General features: G+C 61.4%; 15 protein-coding genes. 9 read left to right on the top strand and 6 right to left on the bottom strand.

The window, feature by feature from the left end:
• Positions 1-105: 105 nt before the first annotated feature.
• From HMPREF2630_RS05940 to HMPREF2630_RS05930, 3 genes are all read right to left on the bottom strand, one after another.
• A complete protein-coding gene (locus HMPREF2630_RS05940; protein ID WP_049333249.1) occupies positions 106-1467 on the bottom strand; it encodes an RNA polymerase sigma factor in 1362 nt (453 codons plus the stop codon).
• Between the two features lie 252 nt (positions 1468-1719).
• A complete protein-coding gene (locus HMPREF2630_RS05935; protein ID WP_143131601.1) occupies positions 1720-3648 on the bottom strand; it encodes a metal-dependent hydrolase in 1929 nt (642 codons plus the stop codon).
• 257 nt (positions 3649-3905) lie between these two features.
• Complete coding sequence (locus HMPREF2630_RS05930; protein WP_049343436.1) at positions 3906-4811, bottom strand: proteasome assembly chaperone family protein; 906 nt, start codon at positions 4809-4811, stop codon at positions 3906-3908.
• A gap of 368 nt (positions 4812-5179) precedes the next feature.
• On the opposite strand from HMPREF2630_RS05930, the gene HMPREF2630_RS05925 reads away from it, so the two are divergent.
• The 3 genes from HMPREF2630_RS05925 (at position 5180) to sucB (ending at position 10435) form a co-directional block, all read left to right on the top strand.
• Positions 5180-6676, top strand: coding sequence for a leucyl aminopeptidase (locus tag HMPREF2630_RS05925; protein ID WP_070483857.1), 1497 nt, complete (start codon positions 5180-5182; stop codon positions 6674-6676).
• A gap of 455 nt (positions 6677-7131) precedes the next feature.
• Positions 7132-8517, top strand: coding sequence for a dihydrolipoyl dehydrogenase (gene lpdA / locus HMPREF2630_RS05920; RefSeq protein ID WP_070483855.1), 1386 nt, complete (start codon positions 7132-7134; stop codon positions 8515-8517).
• Between the two features lie 205 nt (positions 8518-8722).
• Positions 8723-10435 (top strand): 2-oxoglutarate dehydrogenase, E2 component, dihydrolipoamide succinyltransferase, encoded by a 1713-nt coding sequence (gene sucB / locus HMPREF2630_RS05915; RefSeq protein WP_070483853.1) that lies wholly within the window; start codon positions 8723-8725, stop codon positions 10433-10435.
• 153 nt (positions 10436-10588) lie between these two features.
• On the opposite strand, the gene HMPREF2630_RS05910 is transcribed toward sucB, so the two are convergent.
• Positions 10589-11827 carry a peptidase gene (locus tag HMPREF2630_RS05910; protein WP_143131600.1) on the bottom strand — a complete coding sequence of 413 codons (1239 nt, stop codon included), beginning with the start codon at positions 11825-11827 and terminating at the stop codon, positions 10589-10591.
• Between the two features lie 422 nt (positions 11828-12249).
• On the opposite strand from HMPREF2630_RS05910, the gene lipB reads away from it, so the two are divergent.
• The 5 genes from lipB to budA all read left to right on the top strand — a co-directional run bounded on the left by lipB (position 12250) and on the right by budA (position 18011).
• The gene (gene lipB, locus HMPREF2630_RS05905; RefSeq protein ID WP_049342798.1) at positions 12250-12921 is read left to right on the top strand and encodes a lipoyl(octanoyl) transferase LipB; all 672 of its coding nucleotides are present in this window, start codon (positions 12250-12252) and stop codon (positions 12919-12921) included.
• 120 nt (positions 12922-13041) lie between these two features.
• Complete coding sequence (gene lipA, locus HMPREF2630_RS05900) at positions 13042-14049, top strand: lipoyl synthase (protein WP_049333262.1); 1008 nt, start codon at positions 13042-13044, stop codon at positions 14047-14049.
• A gap of 202 nt (positions 14050-14251) precedes the next feature.
• Positions 14252-14968, top strand: a complete 717-nt coding sequence (locus tag HMPREF2630_RS05895; protein ID WP_049346728.1) for a DUF4191 domain-containing protein — start codon at positions 14252-14254, stop codon at positions 14966-14968.
• 315 nt (positions 14969-15283) lie between these two features.
• On the top strand, positions 15284-16708 hold the full coding sequence (gene glnA / locus HMPREF2630_RS05890; protein ID WP_049333266.1) for a type I glutamate--ammonia ligase: 1425 nt from the start codon (positions 15284-15286) through the stop codon (positions 16706-16708).
• 553 nt (positions 16709-17261) lie between these two features.
• Positions 17262-18011 carry an acetolactate decarboxylase gene (gene budA, locus HMPREF2630_RS05885; RefSeq protein WP_049333268.1) on the top strand — a complete coding sequence of 250 codons (750 nt, stop codon included), beginning with the start codon at positions 17262-17264 and terminating at the stop codon, positions 18009-18011.
• Between the two features lie 107 nt (positions 18012-18118).
• On the opposite strand, the gene HMPREF2630_RS05880 is transcribed toward budA, so the two are convergent.
• Both HMPREF2630_RS05880 and HMPREF2630_RS05875 read right to left on the bottom strand, forming a co-directional pair.
• Positions 18119-18547, bottom strand: a complete 429-nt coding sequence (locus tag HMPREF2630_RS05880) for an HIT family protein (protein WP_049342796.1) — start codon at positions 18545-18547, stop codon at positions 18119-18121.
• A gap of 77 nt (positions 18548-18624) precedes the next feature.
• The gene (locus tag HMPREF2630_RS05875) at positions 18625-19302 is read right to left on the bottom strand and encodes an MBL fold metallo-hydrolase (RefSeq protein ID WP_049342795.1); all 678 of its coding nucleotides are present in this window, start codon (positions 19300-19302) and stop codon (positions 18625-18627) included.
• 162 nt (positions 19303-19464) lie between these two features.
• On the opposite strand from HMPREF2630_RS05875, the gene HMPREF2630_RS05870 reads away from it, so the two are divergent.
• Positions 19465-19929: a Fur family transcriptional regulator gene (locus HMPREF2630_RS05870; protein ID WP_049342794.1), complete on the top strand. Its 465-nt coding sequence runs from the start codon at positions 19465-19467 to the stop codon at positions 19927-19929.
• Positions 19930-20064 lie beyond the last annotated feature (135 nt).

Genomic DNA, 20064 nt, shown 5'->3' with positions numbered 1-20064 from the left:
CGCAAGCCGGCTGTGCAGAACTTACGCGAGCATCCTCTGCGTGCCGGACAGCAGACCAGCTGCACGAGCATCCGCCAGCACGTTAGAACCGCTAGATATGAACTTTTAGTCCAGGTAATCGCGCAGTACCTGCGAACGCGACGGGTGACGGAGCTTAGACATGGTCTTCGACTCGATCTGGCGGATTCGTTCGCGGGTCACGCCGTAAACCTTGCCGATTTCGTCTAGGGTCTTGGGCTGACCGTCGGTCATGCCGAAGCGCATTGCGACGACACCGGCTTCACGCTCGGAGAGGGTGTCGAGGACGGAGTGGAGCTGCTCCTGCAGAAGGGTGAAGGACACCGCGTCTGCAGGGACGACTGCCTCGGAGTCCTCTATGAGGTCACCGAATTCGGAGTCGCCGTCTTCGCCGAGGGGGGTGTGCAGGGAGATGGGCTCGCGGCCGTACTTCTGAACCTCGATGACCTTTTCGGGGGTCATGTCGAGTTCCTTACCGAGCTCCTCGGGGGTGGGTTCGCGACCGAGGTCCTGAAGCATCTGGCGCTGCACGCGGGCGAGCTTGTTGATGACCTCGACCATGTGCACGGGGATGCGGATGGTGCGGGCCTGGTCTGCCATGGCGCGGGTGATGGCCTGGCGGATCCACCAGGTTGCGTAGGTGGAGAACTTGAAGCCCTTCGAGTAGTCGAACTTCTCGACGGCGCGGATGAGGCCGAGGTTACCTTCCTGGATGAGGTCGAGGAAGAGCATGCCGCGGCCGGTGTAGCGCTTGGCGAGGGAGACGACGAGTCGCAGGTTGGCTTCGAGCAGGTGGTTCTTGGCTCGCTTGCCGTCGTGGACGACCCAGCGCATGGCCTTCTTGAGGTCCTTGTCCATGTCGGGGTTTTCGGCGAGCTTGTGTTCTGCGTAGAGGCCGGCCTCGATGCGCATGGCGAGGTCGACTTCCTGCTGTGCGTTGAGCAGGGAGACCTTACCGATCTGCTTGAGGTAGTCCTTGACGGGGTCGGCGGTTGCGCCGGGGGTGACGACGCGCTGAGCGGGGGCATCGTCGTCGTCGCTGGCGGTGAGAACAAAGCCGGAGCCCTTGGCTGCTACAGCCTCGGCGGCCTTCTTTTCTTCCTTCTTGGCGACGGTGGCTTCGTCTTCTTCAGGCTCTTCGTCGGCGTCGGTGGTTTCGAGATCGTCGTCGAGTTCGAGGTCGAAGTCGTCGCCGGTCTTCTTGCGTCGTCCGCCGGTTTTGCGCTTGGTGGTTGCCTTAGCGGTGGTCTTGCGGGTGCGCTTGGGCTTTTCCGCGGTGGTTGCGGTGGCAGTATCTTCTGCGGTGGTTTCCTTGGCTGCCTCGGAGGTGGTCTTGGCTGCCTTAGTAGCCTTAGTAGTCTTGGTTGCCTTGGTGGCGCGGGTGGTCTTGGCGGCGGTTTCTTCGGTTGCGTCGCCGGTTGCAGTCTTCTTGCTGGGTGCAGGTGCCACTAGTACCCTTTCTGGCTTGTGTTGGGGTGCTTTGTCTGCAAAACACCTAAGACCCTGTCAAGTCTGTGCTGGCGTCCTCTTTGGTGTGTTTGCGACTCTGAACCGATTAACGCTGCGGGACGGGTTTTTATTCCGCTCGCGTTGGTCGTTTACGTGGTGCCGCGGCTCGTTGTACTGAGCTGTTTGAGGGCGCGCTATAGCGCATCGACTGTACGGGGTCAATACATAAGTATTGCAGATTTTCGGGGGCTTTCAACTTGACTGGCCGTAGGTCGGGGTGTTTTTGCGGGGCTTGAGGGTGCTGATGGTGGTCCCTTCAGTAAGCGCGTCGGTATTTGCACGCCGAGCGGTGAGCCAGGCGGGGCAGGTTCCGGTGGCGAGTCGCGCATCGATGATGTTGGGGCTGAGGCGGAGGTCGTGGAGTTGTGCTTCGTGGCGCAACAGGTTGGCGTAGGTGCTGTGTCCCTTGAGCCAGTTGCTCCAGGATTGAAGGGTGCGTAGGGCGCTGTACTCCGCGGTGTTGGAGCCCGGAACGAGAAGGCTGGAGAGAAGCTCGAGGGCGTTGAGACGGCGGTAGTCGGGTGCCTCGACGTCGGCAGACCCGGCGAGCGCGGCGCGGTAGTGGTTGAGGGCCGCGAGGCGGCGGGGTTCGCTCATATAGGTGCTGTTGTTGAGCTGTTGGATGATGTGTTGGTCGCGGTTTTCTTCATCGGTTGCGGGTGCTTCCCCGTCCGTTTCTGCGGCGTAGGGAGAAACCCGACCGCCTCTGTACTCGTGGAGGGTTTCTTCGTGAAGCAGGGAGCTTTCGGCGAGGTCGATTCCGTCGAGCTCGGTGAAGGCCCAGCGCTCGAGATCGGCGGCTTGGATGGTGCGATGGGTTCGGCGAATCCAGTCTTGCCACTGCTTGCACTTGGCGGGGACGGTGCGCACGGCGGGCCCCTCGCCTGCCAAGGCGGCGGTGAAACTGCGAGGCATCCGGGCCTTTCGGGTGATGCGCGTGCCGTAATGGGGCGGTTCGATGGGCTCTTCGCGAGGCTCACCGAGGGGTGCGGCGCCGCCGAGGGCATAGTAAATGTAATCGGTGGTGTACCGCTGGATGGCGAGTACCTGCTGGGTTCGGTCGAGGCCGTACCCGGCGAGGTACGCCAGGGTCTCCGGGCTGAGAATTTCGAGGGTGCTGTGCTCCTCGAAGGCGTTGGTGAGGGTGCTGGGCTGCAGGGATGCACGCAGGTGCCCAGCGACCTCGGCGGGGATGAGCTCGCGGAGGGTGTCGCCGATGGTGCGTTCGCTGAGCTCGGGCGGGGTGTTCAGGTAGGGTTCGACAGCGCTGATGGCGGTCTCCCAGTAGCAGAGGTCGAGCTGGGCCTGGCGGTAGGCTCGGCCGGTGGTGGTGACCGGGACGCGTTGAGCGCGGGTTGCGCTCCAGAGCTCGGTGGCGGATTCCCAGTCATCGCGGGCAGAGGGGTTGTTGGTCGTGTCGGTATCCCAGGGGCTCCGGGCGAAGTTGCCGGTTGCGTCGGGCGCGATGCTGTCGCCGAGACTGGTTCGCCATGCCTGGTAGCGGCTGGCGTGAAGGTCTTCGATGGGTCCGAGAAGGGTGAGCGCTTCCATGCGGTCGTTGAGAGCCCACACGGTGGCGGCGCCGGCGTAGATGATGTCTTCGCAGCGTCGTTCGCCGACGATGCGCGGGTCGAAGAGCATGTGTGCCCAGGAGCTGATGCGGCTCTGCGCGGTGATGTCTGCGCCGACTTCGTGCAGGGTCGCGGCGGTTCGGGTGGCTGGGTCGAGTTGGCGTTGGCGTACGGCGTTATCGCCATCGACGATGATGGCGTAGAAGCGGTTGAGGGGCGCCCCGTCGTATTCGGCGGGAATCATGGTGAAGAGGCCGGTGAGGTACACGGCGCGGTGGCTTTCGGGGAGCGGTTCTTCAGGCAGGTTGACGCGCAGGCTGGGGCCGAGGACGGAGTTGTGGGCGGTGAGGATGATGAGGGAGCGTTCGGGCCAGTAGCCGTTGTGGTGGAGGGCGTGGCTGAGAACGTCGTACTCGGTGGAGATTGAGGGAGGCGCGGGGCTCGGGGTGCCGTTCGGAAGACTATCCGTCCGGACTGCTGCGCTCTGGAGGCCATCTCGGGTGTTAGGGGTCTGGGGGCTGGGCTTCTGGGTCTTGCGGGGCTTGTTCATGGTTCCACAATGTCAGGTGCGCCGCCTTGGCATCCGTTAAAGAAAAAATCTGTGGATATCTCCTCTGTAAAGAGAAGAAAATCCACAGATTCATTCGTTTTATTCGGTTTTTCGGGTACTGCACCGCGGCGGTTCCGTCACATTCGGTCACGAATGCCCCGCTGTACGGTCGATTGGAGAGCCGCAGATGCAGGTGAGTCTCCCCTCCTCCCGGCGCCGCGCCTCGACGAATCGGTTAGCGTCTGCCTAGCGTTCCTCTAGTGCTCGTCCAGGAAGCGTTCGAAGAGGGCACCAATCTCGTCGCGGCTCGGAATGTTGTTGGCGTCCCGTCGCGAAAGCGGAATGGCGATATCCGAGGTACGGTAGTTCTCGTCGTAGTTCTCTTCCATGGTCGTAATCATGCGCCCAATTTCGGGGTTCTGCTTGACCTGGTCGTTAATCTGCCCGTGCACGTGGCGGGCAGCCTCGCGCAAATCGTCGGTGGGTAGCGAGAGATGCGCGGCCATGCCCACGTGCTCGAGGGCGATGAGGGTGCCCTGCGGCAGGTCGGCCTCGGAGATGTACTGCGGAATATTCACGCCGAATCCCACGGTGTCGTAGCCGTTGTCGGTAAAGAGCACCTCGAGCAGGTTGGTGATGGTCGCGTGCATATCCGCGGTAGGCTTCCACGGCGAGATGCCGCGAATCAGGTCCTTGCGGGAACCGTGCGCGGTGACGGGGAAGGGCCGGGTGTGCGGTACGGGCATGGGGTAGGCCGAAACCAGCACGATGAGCGAAGGCTGCAGGCGTCGCACAATGCCGAGCAGAGCCTTCTGAAAACGCTGCCACTGCAGATCCGGTTCGGCGCCGGTGAGCAGCAGGAAGGGCTGATCGAGGCTATCCTCGACGGCGTAGAGCTTGAGCTGCGGGTACTGCGGGTTCTCGAAGTGGTCCTTCTCGTAGTGCACGAAGGGGCGGCGGGCGCGGTAGTTGTGCAGCTGGTCGCTGTCGAACTCGACGATTTCAATGTTCTTCAGCTCGCTGAGGAGCACCTGCCCGAGCTGTCCGGCGGTGGATCCGGCGTCCTGCGGGCTGGAGAGGGCGATGACGAGGGTCAGCCCGTGCATCCGCGGATCGTCGAGGATTTTGGTGTTCGCTAAGTAGAGATCTTCGGGATTGAGCATGACAGCCTCCTCACTATGAATCCGTTCGGCCCGCCACACCGTGTTTCGTCACGGGGCTGGCCGACGCGCCTTTCTGTCAACAGACGCTTTCCGTAGTCTTTCATTCTAAGCCAAGAAGATTGTGTTGGCTTCTATCTCGGCGTTTTCTCGCGGCGGGTGAACGGTCTGCCCTGCATGAGCCGAAATGCTGGGGACCCCCGCGGACGGCTTGCGAGCGTACGCGCCGCTCCCCCGCCCCATCCGGTAGAGTAGAAACGGGTAGTCCGCGTACTTTTGCGCGGCGCATCCCGCCTCTACGGGCACCGTTTCGCACGGTTCGCCAGCTTCGGGTGGGATGGTTTCAAGAAGACATACGCAAAGGAGTAACGATGTCTCTTTCCCTGTCGATTCACAGCACCGACCTTGAGGCACTGGAGGCCGACGTTCTGGTCCTGGGTGTTCTGAAGGGTTCCGAGGGCCCGTACCTGGCCCCGAACTCGCTGTCTGAGGATTCCGCCGAGGGTATCAACGAGCTGCTGGAGGCGCTGGGTGCCTCGGGCGCCCCCGATCAGCTGCTGCGTCTGCCGGGTCTTGAGGATTCGGGTGCCGGCATTGTGGCTCTGGCTGGTCTGGGTTCCGATCAGGCTACCGGTCAGGAGCGTCTGGATGCCCTGCGCTATGCCGCTGGTTCGGCAAGCCGTCAGCTGGCCGGTTCCGCCGAGGAGATTGCCTTCGATTTCGGCCTGTCCTCCGTGGATGAGATTGAGGCCGTCGCGCACGGCGCCGTGCTGGGTAACTTCATCGAGGAGGGTATGCGCGGCAAGACCCAGGATTCGATTAAGGAAGAGATTGAGTCCGTCCTGATTATTTCCTCGATTGATCCCGACGAGGCGGAGCCCGCACTGGTGCAGGCCCTGGTCCTGGGTGAGACCACCAAGGACGCACGCCGTCTGGTGAACCTGCCCCCGTCGCACCTGTACCCCGAGACCTTCGGTGAGTTTGCGGCTGAGTTGGCCGAGGATTACGCAAACGTTGAGATTGAGCTCTTCCACTACGACCGCCTGGTCGAGGAGGGCTTCGGCGGTATTGCCGGCGTTGGCCAGGGTTCTCCCCGCAAGCCTGTTCTTGCCGTGGTGAAGTACGTCCCCGAGAACCCGAAGGCTCACGTGGCTCTGGTGGGTAAGGGTATCACCTTTGACTCCGGCGGTAACTCGCTGAAGCCCGCCGCTTCGATGATGACCATGAAGTGCGATATGGCCGGTGCCGCAGCCGTGCTGAACGCCGTGGTGGCCTCCGCTGAGCTGGAGGTTCCGGTGGCCGTGACCGGTTACCTGTGCCTGGCCGAGAACATGCCCGGCGGCCACGCCCTGCGCCCCGAGGATGTCATCACCATGCGCGACGGCCACACCGTTGAGGTGCTGAACACCGATGCCGAGGGTCGCCTGGTTATGGCGGACGGTATCGCGCTGGCTTCCGAGGCTAAGCCGGACGTCATTCTGGACATCGCCACCCTGACCGGTGCCGCTATGGCCGCCCTGGGCCTGCGCACCGCGGCTCTGCTGGGTGACGAGGAGATTCGCGAGCGCGTGCAGGCTGCCGGCGCATCCGCCGGTGAAGCTTACTGGCCGATGCCGCTGGAGTCTTACCTGCGCAAGAGCCTGGACTCGCAGGTCGCCGATATTAAGAACATCGGTTCGCGTTTCGGCGGTGCCCTGACCGCGGGCCTGTTCCTGAAGGAGTTCGTGGGCGAAGGTATTCCGTGGGCACACCTGGACATCGCGGGCCCCGCGTTCAACGAGGAGGCACCCTACGGTTACACCCCGAAGGAGGGTACCGGCTTCGGTACCGCAACCCTGGTGAACTTCATCCAGTCCTACGCCAAGTAGAGGGTTCGGCGGCGCCGGGACTCTTGCGGAGGGCTTCCTTTCTGCAGGGTTTCCGCTGATTGCTGAACGGTTATATAGGGATGCGCGAGGCGCTTCGGCCGAACAGGCCGGGGCGCCTCGCGCGTTGCGTTGAGGTCATTGCCGCCTTTTCTCGGTTCGTTGGGGAGGGAGCTTTTCTTCTCCCGTCCGGGCCTTTTAGCATCCCCGTGCGAGAACGACCGGACGGGGTGTCCAGCATGCTATACGCCTCGAATTTTTTGGCCTCTTTGCGGGATTATTTGGCTAAAAACCACTCTGAGTGAACTTAAAGGGGCGGTATCGGGGGTATTGTTGTATTAAGTGTTTTTCTGCGTACGCGGATGGGCGCGCGTCTTTTTGATACGGGCCTGCTGTGTGTGCCGGGGAACCTACCAATAAGGTAAGAACTCATTGCACGGGGTCGTACCCCACCAACTATGCAAGGGAGCAATATCGTGGCTCAAGAATTCGATATCCTCATCCTCGGCGGCGGTTCCGCTGGTTACTCTGCAGCTATTCGCGCACGCCAGCTGGGCTTCACCGTCGGTCTGATTGAGAAGGAAAAGGTCGGCGGCACCTGCCTGCACACCGGCTGCATCCCCACCAAGGCCTACCTGCACGCAGCTGAGCTGGCCGAGGACGCACGCGAGGCATCCAAGGTCGGTGTCAACGCTGTTCTGCAGTCCATCGAGATGGGCAAGGTGCGCGACTACAAGGACGGCATCGTTTCCGGTAAGTTCAAGGGTCTCGCTGGCCTGCTGAAGATGAAGGGCATCGAGATCATTGCCGGCGAGGGCAAGCTCACCGCTCAGGACACCATCACCGTTAACGGTGTGGAGTACAAGGGTAAGAACATCATCCTGGCTTCCGGTTCGATCTCCAAGACCTTCGGTCTGCCCATTGAGGGCCGCATCCTGACCTCCACCGAGGCTCTGGAGATGGACTACCTGCCCAAGAGCGCTATCGTGCTCGGCGGCGGCGTGATTGGTTGCGAGTTCGCATCCATGTGGAACGCTATGGGCGTGGACGTCACCATCATTGAGGGTCTGCCCCACCTGGTCCCGAACGAGGACCCCGCAATCATCAAGGTCCTGGAGCGTGCCTTCAAGAAGCGCGGCATCAAGTTCAACACCGGCACCTTCTTCGAGAAGGTCGAGCAGGATACTAACGGCGCTAAGGTCACCCTGGCAGACGGCAAGGTCTTCGAGGCTGACATCGTTCTGGTCGCTGTTGGTCGTGGCCCGAACACCGCAAACATGGGCTACGAGGAGCAGGGCATCCCCATGGATCGCGGCTTCGTCCTGGCTAACGAGCGCCTGCACACCGGCGTGGGCAACATCTACGCAGTGGGCGACATCGTCCCCGGTGTTCAGCTGGCTCACCGCGGTTACCAGCAGGGCATCTTCGTTGCCGAGGAAATCGCTGGCCTGAACCCCACCGTTGTTGAAGACATCAACATCCCCAAGGTCACCTTCTGCGATCCCGAGATTGCATCCGTCGGTTACTCCGAGCCCAAGGCTAAGGAGAAGTTCGGCGCTGACAACGTTGAGACCGCTGAGTACAACCTGGCCGGTAACGGTAAGTCCGCTATCCTGGGCGCCACCGGTATCGTCAAGGTTGTTCGCCAGAAGGACGGCCCCATCGTTGGTGTTCACGCCATCGGTAAGCGCATGGGTGAGCAGATTGGTGAGGCTCAGATGTGGGTTGCTTGGGAAGCATTCCCCGAGGACGTCGCCAAGTTCATCCACGCACACCCGACTCAGAACGAGTCCCTGGGTGAGGCAGCAATGCTCCTGAACGGCACCCCGCTGCACAGCGCATAATCCAGGCGCACATATTTTTACTGGCTGATGTTTTTCGCGTCGGCTTAGTTACGACCTTTCAGGTCAAGGCGGTGACGGGCGTATCCGCTGAACAACGCCCCGCACCCGGATGCGTGCTCCCCGGTTCTGAACCGGGGGCGCGCGTCCGGGTTGCCGCCCCACATTTTTCTAGTTCAAGCATTCACCAAGGAGAACGGGAAAGATTATGTCCCACACCGTAGTACTGCCCGCACTGGGCGAGTCCGTGACCGAGGGTACCGTCACCCGCTGGCTCGTAGAGGTCGGCGACACCATTGAGGTTGACGCTCCCCTGGTTGAGGTTTCCACCGACAAGGTTGACACCGAGGTTCCCTCCCCCGTAGCAGGCGTCGTCGAGCAGATTCTCGTCCCCGAGGACGAGGACGTCGAGGTCGGCGCTGCTCTGGCTATCATTGGCGACGGTTCCGGCGCTGCTGCTCCGGCTGCTCCCGCCGCTGCCGCTGCACCCGCAGCTCCCGCTCCGGCTGCTGAAGCTCCCGCAGCACCCGCTCCGGCTGCTCCCGCCGCTGGCTCCGCTTCCGGCACCGAGGTCCTGCTGCCCGCACTGGGCGAGTCCGTGACCGAGGGCACCGTGACCCGCTGGCTGAAGGAAGTTGGCGAGCAGGTTGAGGTTGACGAGCCCCTGGTTGAGGTTTCCACCGACAAGGTTGACACCGAGGTTCCCTCCCCCGTTGCAGGTACCCTGCTCGAGATCCGCATCCCCGAGGATGAGGACGCAGAGGTTGGCCAGGTTCTGGCTATCATCGGTGACGCTTCCGCTGCTGCTGCTCCCGCCGCTCCGGCTCCCGCAGCTGCTCCGGCCGCTCCCGCCGCACCTGCCGCACCGGCTGCTGCTCCCGCCGCTCCGGCTCCCGCAGCTCCCGCCGCTCCGGCTCCCGCAGCTCCCGCAGCTCCCGCCGCACCTGCCGCTCCGGCAGCTGCTGAGGGTGAGGCATACGTGACCCCGCTGGTCCGTAAGCTCGCTAAGGACAACGGCATCGACCTGTCCACCGTGAAGGGCACCGGTGTTGGTGGCCGCATCCGCAAGCAGGATGTTCAGGCTGCTATCGCCGCTAAGGGTTCCGCTGCTGCTCCCGCTGCAGCTGCTGCTCCCGCTGCAGCTGCTGCTCCGGCTGCTGGTTCCGCAAAGGCACCGCACACCTTCGAGGTTTCCCCCAAGCGTGGCACCGTCGAGAAGACCGCACGCATCCGCCAGGTCATCGCAAAGCGTATGCGCGAGTCTCTGGACATCTCCACCCAGCTGACCCAGGTCACCGAGGTTGACGTGACCCGCGTTGTCCAGCTGCGTGCAAAGGCTAAGGACGGCTTCGTTGCTCGCGAGGGCGCAAAGCTGACCTTCCTGCCCTTCTTCGTCCAGGCAACCGCTGAGGCTCTGCAGCAGCACCCCGCTCTGAACGCTTCCATGACCGAGGACTACAAGCAGATTACCTACCACGGCTCCGAGAACATCGCTATTGCTGTGGACACCCCCAAGGGTCTGCTGGTTCCCGTCATCAAGAACGCTTCCGACCTGGGCATTGCTGGCCTGGCAAAGGCTATCGCCGACCTGGGTGGCCGCGCACGTACCGGCGACATCTCCCCCGAGGAGCTGTCGGGTTCGACCTTCACCATCACCAACATTGGTTCCTTCGGTGCACTGTTCGACACCCCGATCATCAACCAGCCGAACGTTGCAATCCTCGGTACCGGTTCGATCGTGAAGCGCCCCATGGTTATCCAGGATGCAGACGGTAACGACGTTATCGCTATCCGCTCCATGTGCTACCTGTCCCTCACCTACGACCACCGCGTGGTCGACGGTGCAGACGCAGGTCGCTTCCTGCGCACCGTCAAGACCCGCCTGGAGGAGGCAAACTTCGAGTCCGAGCTGGGTCTCTAAGACCTGCACAGACTCAAGGAAGTTTCCTTGTGGCGATACCCTGACGGGTAACCGAGCGTAGCTCCGCCGGTTTTTCCGGCGGCGCGTAAAAGCGGCGGCCCCATCCACTTCGGTGGGTGGGGCCGCCGCTTTTGTGTTCCCGCAAAGCCGCGGTTATACGGGTTCGGCGCGGACGATTTCCCAGCCTTGCTCTCCACGGTGCAGTTCGAAAATAACTTTTTGGCGGGTGATCCCATTTTCTTCGCTGAGTTTGCGGGCCTGCTTCTCCTCAGCGCTGGGCCGGTAGCCCGATGCCGAAACCACCGCGACGATGCGCAGGTCTTCCCCGCCTCCGGCGGAGTCTTCGATGCTTTCGAGAATGAGCTCGGCGCCGCCTCGGGCGCGGCGTTCGCGGTTGCGCTGGTCGAGAAGAGCCCTCAGCACCGCCTCTGGGTTATCGCGTTCCCCCGCCGCCGATACGTCGGGAGCATCGCGTGCCGTGGGGGATTCACCGGAGGCGGCGTGCACCTGAGCCGAGGCTTCTACCTCTCCCCCGCTGAGAGTCAGCATGCCGGCAGAGGTCGCGAGCGCGGCCAGGGTCAGCGCGGTGGCCCCGAGCCGCATCGGGGTGTTAAGCCGCAAGCCTTTGGCGATTTTCTTGTCAGCTCCCGTGTCGGCGTTTACGAGCCGTCGGGCGAGGTGGGTAGCGGGTGGGCTGGCTCTCCCGGGGGTGTGCCTCCCCGACTTTCCGCGTTGTGTCACCATCCCGCGGGTTTCTAAGAACTTGCGGACCTTTTCTCGGGTCTTCTCGAGCGGGGTATCCCGCGCGCTATCCTCTCGTTCCGGAGCGGCGGGAATCAGCATCCGGGCCCGTTCGGAGCAGCTGAGATACACGTTAATGGGCCTGGAGTCGAGGTCAAGATCAAGCACGGGGTTCAGACCGATGCGGGCCAGCCGGGCGGCGGGGGCATCCAGCAGGTACTCGAGGGCACGGCCGAGGTTTCGGGCCCGGTCGGCTTCGGTTTTTGTTCCGGGGCCGAGGCGCAGGCTGAGGGGCACGCGGGCCTCGGCCGGTTCGGGGTCGTGCCCGCAGGCGGCGCGCCATAGCAGGGCTGCGGCGGAGCGCACGTACTCGCCCGCCCACGCGTAGCTTGTGGGTTCTGCGTTCTTTTGGGGAGCGGGTTCCGCAGCAATATAGGAGCTCTCCGGGAGCAGCAGTCGGGGCTTGCCTCCGGCCGTGAGTCCCACGTACTCGGCGGAGATTACTCCGTACCGCTCCCCCGCTTCGCGCAGGGTCTCGATGGCCTCGTGCAGGGAGCGGGCCAGGGTCACGAGCTCTTCGATTTCTAGCGGGCGCAGGGCCAGCAGCCGGTCCAGGGTTCCCGCATCAAGCGGTTCGTAGTAGAGGCTCACCGTGTTGTTCTCTCCCGAGGGGCCGCTCATCCCGTAGAGCCGCGCGAGTCCTGGACCGTTTGCGGGCCTCGGGGTTATCGATTTCCCCGGGATCTTGAAGATGCGCCGGGTGTAGCGCCCCGGGCGCAGAGCCGGTTCGACGCGCATCTCTAAGGGGCAATCGACAATGTTCAGGGTGCCCACGGCGGGGTTTCCGATGGTTTCGAGCGGGAATACTTCATCGTTATTCATGGCTTAATACTATCAAATTACACTAAATAATTTCATTAAATACTCAAAGATAAAATTAAACCTCTAAGCCCTAGTCTTCAGCACCGCTCACCTACCAGTACACAAGGTATTGTGTCGTCCCGTGTTCGCTCATCATATGATTCAGGGCGACCTAATTTTCATCAGCTCATCCGCGGGTCTAAGGTAGAGGTATGTCTGTGACTATTGAACGAGTGGGCTTCGCCCCGAACTATGTGAACTATGTCGAGTGCCTCGAGGACCAGTACCGCATCCATGATGAGGTGGCCAACCGCACCCGACAGAACACCATTCTTCTACTGGAGCACGAGCCCGTCATCACGGCCGGAAAGCGCACCGAAGACCACGAGTACCCCGCAGACAAATCCACCCCGGTCGTCAAGATTGACCGCGGCGGCAAGCTCACCTGGCACGGTCCGGGCCAGCTGACCGCCTACCCCATCCTTCGCCTACCCGAACCCATCGACGTGGTGGCCTACGTGCGCATTGTCGAGGAGATTATCATCAACGTCCTGGCGGGCCTGGGTATCAAGGGTGAGCGCGTCGAGGGCCGCAGCGGTGTGTGGATTCTGGGCGATGGCAAGACCCAGGATAAGAAGATCGCCGCCCTGGGCATGCGCGTTTCGCGTAACACCACCATGCACGGCTTCGCCATCAACTGCTGCAACGATCTTGAGCCCTTCGCTCAGTTCATCCCCTGCGGCATTAGCGATGCGGGCGTCACCTCGATTTCTGAGCAGCTGGGTCGCACCGTTACCCCCGCCGAAATCCTGGAGCCGCTGGAGGCCGAGCTGGTGAAGTACCAGGACCGCCTGGCCGAATCCTTCGAGCCGGTCAGCGCCTAAGCGGCCGGTTCGTCACCTATACGTCATATATTAAACTCGCTTACACTTACGCCGCACCGGGCGTAGAATAGGACGTGGCCCGATTGAGCAGAGGGCACGTCGAACCCAAGGAGAAGACCTTTGAGCACCAAGCCTGACGGACGCAAGCTGCTGCGCGTGGAGGCTCGCAACGCCGAGACTCCCATCGAGAAGAAGCCTCACTGGATTAAGACCAAGGCCATTGTCGGCCCCGAGTACAACGAGATGCGCGAGCTGGCTCGTGGCCAGGGTCTGCACACCGTGTGTGAAGAGGCCGGCTGCCCCAACATCTACGAGTGCTGGGAGGACCGTGAGGCAACCTACCTGATTGGTGGCTCCGAGTGCACCCGTCGTTGCGACTTCTGCAACATTGCGACCGGTAAGCCCGTCGCTGTGGACTACGCTGAGCCTTTCAAGGTGGCAAAGAACGTGAAGGTCATGGGTCTGCGCTACGCTACCGTGACCGGCGTGGCCCGTGACGATCTGGAAGACGGCGGTGCGTGGCTGTACGCAGAGACCACCCGCCAGATTCACAAGATGTGCCCGAACACCGGCGTCGAGATGCTCGTCCCCGACTTCAAGGGTGTTCCCGAGCACGTCCAGAAGGTGATTGACGCGAAGCCCGAGGTGTTCGCCCACAACCTGGAGACCGTTCCCCGTATCTTCCGCCAGATTCGCCCGGCGTTCCGTTACGAGCGTTCCCTGGATGTCATCACCCAGGCTAAGGAAGGCGGCATGGTCACCAAGTCCAACCTGATTCTGGGCATGGGCGAGACCGACGACGAGATTTACGAGGCGCTGTGCGACCTGCACGATGCCGGCTGTGACATCATTACCCTCACCCAGTACCTGCGCCCCGGCCCGCTCTTCCACCCCATCGAGCGTTGGGTGAAGCCGCAGCAGTTCGTGGACTTCGCAAACATGGCTGAGGAGATTGGCTTCGCCGGCGTTATGGCCGGCCCGATGGTTCGTTCTTCCTACCGCGCGGGTCGCCTGTGGGCTCGCGCGATGCGCAAGAACGGCTACCCCATCCCCGAGAACCTGGCTCACATCGAGAGTGAGGGCGCTGCTCTGCAGGAAGCCTCCTCTCTGGTGGCTGCGGGCTACTAAGCCGTTTCGGATTCCGTCTGAAGCGTGGAGGCTCCCCAAACCGGTATTCAGCTGGTGTTCGGGGAGCTTTCCCTTATGCCCCGGCCATTGTGCGGGTAGGGTAAACTAGATAAATTGCAGGCACACTGCATCGTTACGTCACTATGGTTCCGTGAGCGTTTGAGGCGCCTCGGGACCGCGGAAGAACCACTGAGGAAGAATCGTGGCAGATAAGCGCGAAGAGAAGAAAAAGAAGAAGGAACGCACTCCGGGCACCTTCGCCCAGATGAAGCAGGTCTACCAGATGACCAAGAAGTCCGACCCGAATATCGGTTGGATTCTGAGCCTGGCCGCCCTGGGCGCTCTCCTGGTCTTTATCCTCATCGGCGTTGCCCTGGGTAACTGGATTACCTTCCTTATTCTGGGTCTGGGTGCCGCCGCCGTTGTGGCCATGCTGATCCTGAGCCGTCGCGCGGAGGCCGCCGCCTTCTCGCAGATTGAGGGTCAGCCCGGCCGAAGCGGTGCAGCCATGAACTCGGTGCGTCGCGGCTGGCAGGTTGAGGAGCAGCCGGTGGCCGCTAACCGCAACCAGGATATGGTGTTCCGTGCGCTGGGCCGCCCCGGCATCGTGCTGGTGACCGAAGGTCCCCACAGCCGCGTGAATGTCCTGGTGAACACCGAGAAGAAGCACCTGAACCGTGTGGCTCCCGGCGTGCCCGTGCACGTGATTGAGACCGGCCACGATGAGGGCCAGGTGGAGCTCAAGGATGTCGTGAAGACCATGAACAAGCTGCCCAAGGCTCTGACCCAGCAGGAAGTGCAGGCGGTGGGTGGTCGTCTGAAGACCCTGAACCACATGCGCAACCCGATGAACGGTCTGCCCAAGGGTGTCGACCCGATGCGTGCACGCCCCGATCGTCGCGCGATGCGCGGCCGTTAGGCAATGCTAGGCCCCGACCTCTCCCCCCGCGGAGGGTCGGGGCCTTCGTCGTACCCGGGGTCGTTATTGCCGGTAGCGTTCCGCTGCCACCGGGCGCGAAAGATGAGACACAGAAAAAACAGAGATGTTACCTGTTTCCCAAATTTGTAACATTGACGAAACACGTTAGTCATGCACCCGAAAAAAATACCTACTATGCTGGATATGTCCGGGTGATTCGTGATTCGCCCGAAACCGACACTAGACAAACAGGTTGAGGTGTCGCGGCGGGTTACTATTCCTCCTCCGCACTCAATCAAACAAGGAGCAGTCCTCATGTTTACCAGCCCCCAGGAAGTCCTCGATTTCATTAAGAACGAAGACGTCGTCTTCGTCGACATTCGATTTACCGACATGCCCGGCGTGCAGCAGCACTTCAACCTGCCCGCCAAGGCGATTGATGACGATTTCTTCGTCAACGGCCAGCTTTTTGATGGTTCCTCCATTCGCGGCTTCCAGGGTATTGCTGAGTCTGACATGCAGCTGATCCCCGATGTTCAGTCCGCATACGTTGACCCCTTCCGCATTGAGAAGACCCTGGTCATCATCTGCTCTATCGTGAACCCCCGTACCGGCGAGCCCTACCACCGCGATCCCCGCGGCGTTGCTGAGCGCGCCGAGGCATACCTGCAGTCCACCGGCATTGCGGACACCGCGTTCTTCGCCTCCGAGGCTGAGTTCTTCGTCTTCGAGGATGTGCGCTACCAGGTCGAGCCGAACTCCGTGTTCTACAAGATTGACTCTGACGAGGCTCCCTGGAACACCGGCCGTAAGGAAGAGGGCGGCAACCTGGGCAACAAGACCCCCGTCAAGGGCGGTTACTTCCCCGTCTCCCCCGTCGACAAGCAGGCTGACCTGCGTGACGCAATGTGCGTGGCTCTGGACGAGGTTGGCCTCGAGGTCGAGCGTAGCCACCACGAGGTGGGTGCAGCCGGCCAGGCAGAGATCAACTACAAGTTCGACACCCTGACCAAGGCCGCTGACGATCTGCTGAAGTTCAAGTACGTTATCAAGGGCACCGCGGATGCCTGGGGCAAGTCCGTGACCTTCATGCCGAAGCCCGTGTTCGGTGATAACGGTTCGGGTATGCACTGCCACCAGTCGCTGTGGCAGAACGGTGAGCCCCTCTTCTACGACGAGCGCGGCTACGCCAACCTCTCCGACATCGCTCGCTGGTACATCGGCGGTCTGATTGAGCACTCCTCCGCTGTTCTGGCCTTCACCAACCCGACCGTGAACTCCTACAAGCGTCTGGTTCCCGGCTACGAGGCTCCCGTGAACATGGTGTACTCGCAGGGTAACCGTTCCGCTGGTATCCGTATCCCGATTACCGGTACCAACCCGAAGGCTAAGCGCCTCGAGTTCCGTGCACCCGACCCCTCGGCTAACCCCTACTTCGCGTTTGCCGCTCAGCTGATGGCTGGTCTGGACGGTATCCGCAACCGCATCGAGCCGCCCGCCCCGATTGACAAGGACCTGTACGAGCTGCCCGCCGAGGAAGCCAAGGACATCAAGAAGGCTCCCGCTAACCTGGAGGCCGCTCTGGAAGCTCTCGAGGCTGACCACGACTTCCTGCTCGAGGGTGGCGTGTTCACCGAGGATCTGATTCAGGCTTGGATTGATTACAAGCGTAAGAACGAGCTGGAGCCCCTCTCGCTGATTCCGCACCCGCTCGAGTACCAGCTGTACTACGGCGTCTAAGAGCTACCCTATTTCAGTAGCTAGCCTGTAGCTGTTCCCCGCTCACCCGTGAGGTGCGCGGGGAACAGTCGTTTATCCCGCCCCTCTACCGGCCCTGATGCGATTCGCGTGCGCCGCGGCATCTGTCGCCCGTTCAGGTTATAAGGTTTTGGGAATTCGCGAGGCCCCGCGTGCTGAATCGTTATCCCTGGTTCAAGCCTGTGACTTGCGCTTAGAGCGACTCTAAGGATTAACCTAAAGGTGCTGGCGCTCCTCCTACTTACGTCGTGCAACCGGGAGGGGCGCCAGCATTTTCTATGCTCACTTCTGTCCACTCGGGCACGAACGATGTATGTTAGAGCTCCCTTCCTGAACGCAAAAAGCGAAGAGGAGTAAAATAGAAAGTGCGCGCGCCCGGCCTGCGTCACCTACGAATTTCTCGAGAAACGACACCATACGCCGTGTTCTCAGCGCCGCCCTCCCGAAGCACTCTCACGCATCCCTGGGCGAGCATCGCCGATGACCGACCGATTCGTCTGACGCCGCGTATCAACTGTCAACGAGGAGAAATACCATGGCATATCAGCCGACCATCCTAAACGGTGAAACCGTTTTTCGTAACGAAGTTTTTCAGACCGGCCTCATGTCCCAGCTGCTGGACGGTATCTACGATGGCGAAATGACCATCGGTGAGCTCCTGAGCCACGGCAACTTTGGCGTGGGTACCTTCAACGGCCTCGACGGCGAAATGGTTGTCCTCGACGGCGTCTGCTATCAGGTGCGTCACGACGGCTCCGTATCCCTGCCCGATCTGCGCCAGCAGACCCCCTACGCCGTGGTCACCAACTTCGTGCCCATGATCAAGCGCGAACTACCGCAGAACCTGCTGCGTAAGTCTGCCTCGCAGATTCTGGATGACTTCACCGTCTCCAAGAACTACATGTACGCCATCAAGATTTACGGCGAGTTCGAGTGGGTCCGCACCCGAACCGTCATCAAGCAGGAGAAGCCCTACCCGAAGATGGTTGCGGCCACCGAGAATGAGGACATTGTCCAGTTCGATAACGTGACCGGCACGATTGTTGGCTTCCGCACCCCGATCTACGAGCAGGGTATCTCGGTGCCCGGTTGCCACGCCCACTTTATCGATGATGAGCACGTTCAGGGCGGCCACGTGGTCGACTTCAAGTTGCGTTCGGCAAAGGTCGAAATTTGCCCCGGTACCGGCCTGCAGCTGCACCTGCCGCTAACCCCCGAGTTCTCCTCCGCTAACCTCTCCCCCGAGGACCTGGCTGAACAGATCTCCAAGGCTGAAAAGCACTAAGCTTCTTTCCCACCGGGATATAGCAACGGGCTATATTAACGAAGGAGCCGCCCTCTACTGTTGTGTAGAGGGCGGCTCCTTCGTGTCCTACGTGCTGTAAAGGGCGCTTACGCCTCCGGCACGAACTCGCCGTGGCCGCGCTCGCGCAGGGCGGCACGTACCTTCTCGGCGGCCGTATCCAGCTCTTCGGCGGTGGCATCCTTCTTGGCGTTGGCGGGGTCGTACTCAGCCATGCCGTCCGCGGGGAACAGGTGGATGTGGGTGTGCGGCACGTCGAAGCCGGCAATCATGAGCGCGACTCGGTCCTTATCGAAGGCGTCGTCCAGGGCGCCGGAAATCTTGTGCGCCACGGAGAACAGGTGCGCGGCCAGGTCTTCGGGCAGGTCGGGCCAGCGGTCAATCTCGGCGCGGGGAACCACCAGCAGGTGACCTTCCGACTGGGGCATGATGTCCATGAACGCCACGCACTGATCGTCCTTCCAGACGAATCGGCCGGGAATCTCGCCGTCAATAATCTTGGTAAAAATCGTGCTCATGCTATCTCCTTTGATGTTATTCCGCCGCCCACGCGGTGAACGTGTGAGCGGCAGAACGGGTAGTACGGGGATGAGGGTTAGTCCTCAACCTCAATGCTCTCGCCGGGGTTCAGGTGCTTCAGCTCGGTACCGTACTTGCCACCGAAGTTCGTCACCAGACCCTCGATAATGCCGGTACCGTTGGCGTTAATCATGCCATTGTGAATCGGGACCACGCGCTGCGCGCCGGTTGCAATCACAAAATCAATGACTTCCTGAACCTTCGACCAGGGCGCGTGAATCGGTACCAGAACGGTCTGCGCCTTCACGCGGTGGGGCACAACGAGGGAGTCACCCGGGTGGTACAGGCTGTTGTTGAACAGGTAGCCGACGTTGCGGATTACGGGAATCAGCGGATGAATCAGAGCGTGCTGGCCGCCGAAGGTCTTCACATCGAAGCCGGGGATGGCGAACTCGGTGTCCGCCTCCACAACGGTCACCTCAGCCTCGGGAGAGGCTTCCAGAATGACCTTGGCGACATCGGGAACGGTCCAAATCTTCAGAGGGTTACCCTCTGCGATGCGCTGGGCAATAATCGGCAGTACCGAGGGGGCGTGAAAGTGGTCGGGGTGGGCGTGGGTAATGAACAGGTACTCCGCGCCCTGCAGGGCCTCGGCGTGCTCTCCCTCGGGGGAAAAATTACCGGGGTCAATCACCAGGACGTGTCCGTCGTTCTCGATGCGGACGCTGGAGTGGGTGTACTTCGTTAGCTTCATGTGTTTCAGTTTACTCTTGTGTCTCTCTCCTTATCCCAAAAAACTTCACTTTTTGAGACAAAGTGCAAATCAGAGGCTTTCTATGTGGCTTTAGTGTACAGTTCTTTACACAAGATCGACCGTGACTATTGGGGGCGGTTATCCGCTCCGAAAGGTTCATCAATGGACACTCACATTCCCGTTCGGAGAATTACGAAGCCCGCCGAAGCTCGCAACACACGTCAGCGCCGCATCATCAAGGCCACGATGGAAGAGCTCGGCGATTTTATTTCGGCACAGGATCTGCACCTCACTCTCGCAAACCGCAAGGAACAGGTCTCCCTTGCAACCACTTACCGCGTGCTGCAGTCGCTGGCCAACACCGGCGAACTGGACTCGGTCAAGGGCGTTGAGGGCGAAACCCTATACCGCCACTGCCGGGCCAAGGAACACCACCACCACCTGCTCTGCCGCCGATGCGGCACCGCCATCGAGCTGGAAGCTCCCGATTTCGAGGATTGGGCACTGACCATGGGCAAGAAGTACGGCTTCTCGGAGCTCGAGCACGTGGTCGAGGTGACCGGCTACTGCCCCGATTGCACCCTGGCCCTGCGAGAAGAAGAAACGCAGAACGAATCGGCCCGCTAGGGTCGGCACACCGTCCTAGAAGCGGTTGGGATTCCGGCCAAATACCGACGAATCCCACCAATAGCACGACAACATATCAGCACGACAACACACAGGGCGTTGAGAACCCAACCCCGTAGCACGACGTGAAAGAGC

The organism is Rothia sp. HMSC072B03 (assembly GCF_001809565.1).
Lineage (GTDB): Bacteria > Actinomycetota > Actinomycetes > Actinomycetales > Micrococcaceae > Rothia > Rothia mucilaginosa_A.
Note: the sequence above shows the minus strand (reverse complement) of the source record. Positions and strands in the feature narration are given on the sequence as shown.

Bases quoted from the DNA above. Each gene is read 5' to 3' on its own strand.
- glnA (WP_049333266.1), top strand. From the start codon at position 15,284: ATGTTTACCAGCCCCCAGGAAGTCCTCGATTTCATTAAGAACGAAGAC.
- HMPREF2630_RS05925 (WP_070483857.1), top strand. From the start codon at position 5,180: ATGTCTCTTTCCCTGTCGATTCACAGCACCGACCTTGAGGCACTGGAG.
- HMPREF2630_RS05935 (WP_143131601.1), bottom strand. From the start codon at position 3,648: ATGAACAAGCCCCGCAAGACCCAGAAGCCCAGCCCCCAGACCCCTAAC.
- sucB (WP_070483853.1), top strand. From the start codon at position 8,723: ATGTCCCACACCGTAGTACTGCCCGCACTGGGCGAGTCCGTGACCGAG.
- budA (WP_049333268.1), top strand. From the start codon at position 17,262: ATGGCATATCAGCCGACCATCCTAAACGGTGAAACCGTTTTTCGTAAC.
- HMPREF2630_RS05870 (WP_049342794.1), top strand. From the start codon at position 19,465: ATGGACACTCACATTCCCGTTCGGAGAATTACGAAGCCCGCCGAAGCT.
- HMPREF2630_RS05930 (WP_049343436.1), bottom strand. From the start codon at position 4,811: ATGCTCAATCCCGAAGATCTCTACTTAGCGAACACCAAAATCCTCGAC.
- HMPREF2630_RS05875 (WP_049342795.1), bottom strand. From the start codon at position 19,302: ATGAAGCTAACGAAGTACACCCACTCCAGCGTCCGCATCGAGAACGAC.
- lpdA (WP_070483855.1), top strand. From the start codon at position 7,132: ATGCAAGGGAGCAATATCGTGGCTCAAGAATTCGATATCCTCATCCTC.
- HMPREF2630_RS05880 (WP_049342796.1), bottom strand. From the start codon at position 18,547: ATGAGCACGATTTTTACCAAGATTATTGACGGCGAGATTCCCGGCCGA.
- lipB (WP_049342798.1), top strand. From the start codon at position 12,250: ATGTCTGTGACTATTGAACGAGTGGGCTTCGCCCCGAACTATGTGAAC.